Below are 3,802 nucleotides of genomic sequence, written 5' to 3'. Positions count from 1 at the left end.
TGGTCAAGAACATCACGAAAGAGCCCATGGGTAAAATCTATAAAGGAGTGGCTCCTTTTCTCATCTCTCTCGGCGTCATGTGGGGCCTCCTCTTTGCCTTTCCTGAACTGGCGCTCTGGCTCCCGTCGGTGTTTTACAAGTAACAAGGGAACCGGTACTAAAGGAGGTGAAAAGATTCGTCCACGTCTTATGGTAAGGCAGAAAGCACGCTTCACACATGCAATAACTAGTAAAGGGGAATAGCACAATGGTAAGGAAATTTGCAGTATTGGTTTTCGCGGTCATGTTCGTCATTTCTGCGTCGTCTCTCGCCGGCGCGGCCGATCCGATCAAGCTGAAATTCGCGAGCTATCATCCACCGGTCCATATGGTCTCCATATTGATCGGAAAATGGTGCGAGGAAGTCAATAAGCGGTCGGGCGGCAAGGTGGAAGTGACCTCCTATCCCGGGGGCACCTTATTATCGCCTACGAAAATGGCTGCGGGCGTGGCGAGCAACATCGCGGATATCGGTTTTTCCCACTGCTCGTACTCTAGGGGAAGGTTCCCTGTCATGGAGATCATGGAGCTCCCCCTCGGGTTTCCGAGCAGCTGGATCGCCACCCACGTGGCAAACGATTTCTACGGTAAGTTTAAACCGAAGGAGTGGGACATCTATCATCCCCTCTTCTTCACCACAAGTCCGGTCAACGTGATCCAGACAGTCAAAAAGCCCGTCAAATCCCTTGAGGATATGAAGGGGATGAAGATCCGCGGCACCGGCAGGAGCGGCGATATCGTGAAGGCCCTGGGCGCGGTCCCGATGCCTATCGAGACTCCGGATCTTTATGAAGCGATCAGAAGGGGCGTGGTCGACGGCGCATACCTCACCATGGAGACCTACAAAGGCTTTAAGACGGGCGAGCTCCTGAAGTATAACACGGAGTCATGGAAGGTGGGCAGCGTGTACGCTTTCTATGCGATCATGAACAAGTCGAAATGGGGCAAACTCCCGGCCGACGTACAAAAAGTGATCACCGACGTGTCGAGTGAATTTGCGGAGCGTTTTGCAGTAGGTTTCAACGCCATCGACATCGAAGGCAGAGACTATTTTCTGAAACAGGGCGGACAGATGGTACCCATTGCCGATGCGGAAAGCGCGAGATGGGTCAAGGCGGTACAACCTGTGATCGCTGATTTCACCAAGGATATGAACTCAAAAGGCTTTAAGACGCCCGAGGTGGAGGGCTGGCTCGCCTTTATTCATGAGCGGGTCAATTACTGGAAAGGGCAGGAAAAGGCAAAGAAGATTCCCACGGCCTTCAGCTACTGAAAGGCCCCCACGCAGCATGATATAAGGGCCATGTCCCTGGGCGATGTGGCCCTTATATCATGCGAAAATGCATTGTATACAATGGGTTACAATGGGTGTATACAAGAAGAAGGTTGCAGAAGGGGAGCCGATGTGTTACAGGTTGTATATCCGCACAAAACAAAAGGGGGTAGCAAAATGATAAGAAAGGTATGGCCTTTATTCATTATCGTTTCACTCCTGGTATCCTTTACTTCTCTTTCTCATGCGGATGCGGTGAAGCTCAAATTCGCCAATTACTTCCCTCCCACCCATATGAATTCAAAGATGTTGGGCAAATATTGCGATGAATTGAACAAGAAATTGGCCGGAAAAGTGGAGATTACCCAATATACGGGGGGCACCCTCCTCACCGCCCCCAAGATGGCCGCGGGCGTGGCCTCGGGTATTGCGGACATCGGCTTCTCCAATTGCTCCTATTCCCGGGGCCGTTTTCCCGCCATGGAGATCATGGAGCTTCCTCTCGGCTTCCCGAGCAGCTGGATCGCCACCCATGTGGCCAATGATTTTTATGCCAAGTTCAAGCCGAAGGAGTGGGACACCTACCATCCCCTCATGTTTTCCACGAGCCCGCCCAACGTGATACAGACCCTGAGCAAGCCCGTGAGGACCCTGGAAGACCTTCGACAGATGAAGATCCGCGGCCAGGGCAGGCTCGGCGACATCGTGAAGTCCCTCGGGGCCGTGCCCATGCCCATCGAGATTGTCGACCTCTATGAGGCCTTACGGAGAGGCGTGATCGACGGCACCTATACCCCCCTCGAAACCCTGAAGGGCTTCAAGTTGGGGGAAGTGGAAAAATATGTGACTGCCTCCTGGAAGGTGGGGAGCGTCTTCGCCTTCTACGTGGTCATGAACAAGAATAAGTGGAATAGCCTGCCTCCCGACGTGCAGAAGGTGATCACCGACCACACAAAGGAATTCGTCGAACGCTGGGCGGTCGAATGGAATAATATAGACATCGAAGGCGCCGACTTTTTCAAGAAACAGGGCGGCCAGATCCTGCCTATTTCGGAGACTGAGGCGGCAAAGTGGGTAAAGGCCTCGGAGCCGGTGATCGTCGATTTTAAGAAAGACCTCACCTCCAAGGGGTATAAAGGGCCTGATATCGATACGTGGCTCGCCTTCATCAGGGAGCGGATCGAATATTGGAAGGGCCAGGAAAAAGCCCGGAAGGTCGCCACGGCGTATCAGTATTGACCGGGCCTCGTCAGACGAGTCCCCTGGAGGAGGAGTTGTGGAGAGAGAGATATCCACGATGGCCATGAAGCTGCCGGAGCTCGACCGGCTCGTGATCACCGTGGTCACCGACAATTATTATGATGCCCTACGGCCGGACGCCGCCATCGCCGCGCGGTTCCGCACCCGTCCCGGCGTCTCGCTCCATGCCGAGCACGGCTTCTCCTGTTTTATAGAAACCGCATCTCAGGGCCGCGAGGCCGCGTTTATGCTCGATTTCGGCCTCGACGGCGCCGCGATCAACCATAACCTCGAGGTGCTGGGCATTGATCTCGCTAAAACCGATGCCTTCGGGTTGAGCCACGGCCACTTCGACCACTGGGGGGCCCTCGTCGATATTCTTGCCCTGAACAGGGAGAAGATACGGAAAGGGACTCCGCTCTATCTGGGGGAAGGGGCATTCGAGACGCGCTACGCCCTTGTACCGGGCAGTGCCGACAGGCTGGAGATAGGCAGATTGGACAGGGAGGCCCTTCTTGCCCTCGACCTCGTGACGGTCCGGGAGGTGAAGGGGCCCACGGAGGTGATTCCCGGGGGTTTTTTCACCGGTCCCATCGAAAGGACCACCGGATATGAGACGGCGTCGCCCTTACTATTAGTACAAAGGGGAGGCGAAGTGGAGGCTGATACGTTTTCAGGCGAGCAGGCGATGGCATTCAATGTGAGGGGGCGGGGCCTTGTCGTCCTGTCCGGCTGCGCCCATGCGGGTATCGTAAATACGATAATGCACGTCCGGCGCATGGCGGGCATGGAGAAGGTCCATGCGATCATGGGCGGTTTTCACCTGAGCCATGCATCACCCGAGAAGGTGGAAAAGACCATAGCCGATATAAAAGCGATCGACCCCGATTACGTGATTCCGGCCCACTGCACAGGTTTCGAGGCGGTCGTCAGGCTTTCCCGCGAGATGGCCGGCAAGTTTATTCTTAATACCGCAGGTACGCGCTATAGGTTCGGCGCGTAGAAAGGAGGAAGGGCCGTGCCAGGAAGGCACGGCGGATATGCGTTTCTTTGGAGGGAAACTCCGCTCCATAAAGGGAGGCAATATGGTTACACGCGGTTATATTCAAAATTAATAAGGGGGTAACAAAATGGTAAGAAAGCTTCTATCAGCGCTCTTCATCGTTTCACTCTTACTCGGTCTCGCATCCGTGTCGTCTGCCGATGTGATCAAGCTCAAATTCGCGAACTATTTCCCCCCCACCCACATGA

The 3,802-nt window shown here is 54.6% G+C and carries 3 protein-coding genes; all 3 read left to right on the top strand.

Going from position 1 to position 3,802, the window contains the following annotated elements:
- Positions 1-247: 247 nt before the first annotated feature.
- The 3 genes from VGJ94_07550 to VGJ94_07540 all read left to right on the top strand — a co-directional run bounded on the left by VGJ94_07550 (position 248) and on the right by VGJ94_07540 (position 3,554).
- A complete protein-coding gene (locus VGJ94_07550) occupies positions 248-1,312 on the top strand; it encodes a TRAP transporter substrate-binding protein (protein ID HEY3276460.1) in 1,065 nt (354 codons plus the stop codon).
- A 177-nt stretch (positions 1,313-1,489) separates the two neighbouring features.
- Entirely contained in the window at positions 1,490-2,551 is a 1,062-nt protein-coding gene (locus VGJ94_07545) for a TRAP transporter substrate-binding protein (protein ID HEY3276459.1), read from the top strand.
- Between the two features lie 37 nt (positions 2,552-2,588).
- Entirely contained in the window at positions 2,589-3,554 is a 966-nt protein-coding gene (locus VGJ94_07540; protein HEY3276458.1) for an MBL fold metallo-hydrolase, read from the top strand.
- The last annotated feature ends 248 nt before the right edge of the window (positions 3,555-3,802 follow it).

The organism is Syntrophorhabdaceae bacterium (assembly GCA_036504895.1).
GTDB lineage: Bacteria > Desulfobacterota > Syntrophorhabdia > Syntrophorhabdales > Syntrophorhabdaceae > PNOM01.
This window is presented reverse-complemented; position numbering and strand designations above follow the sequence as displayed.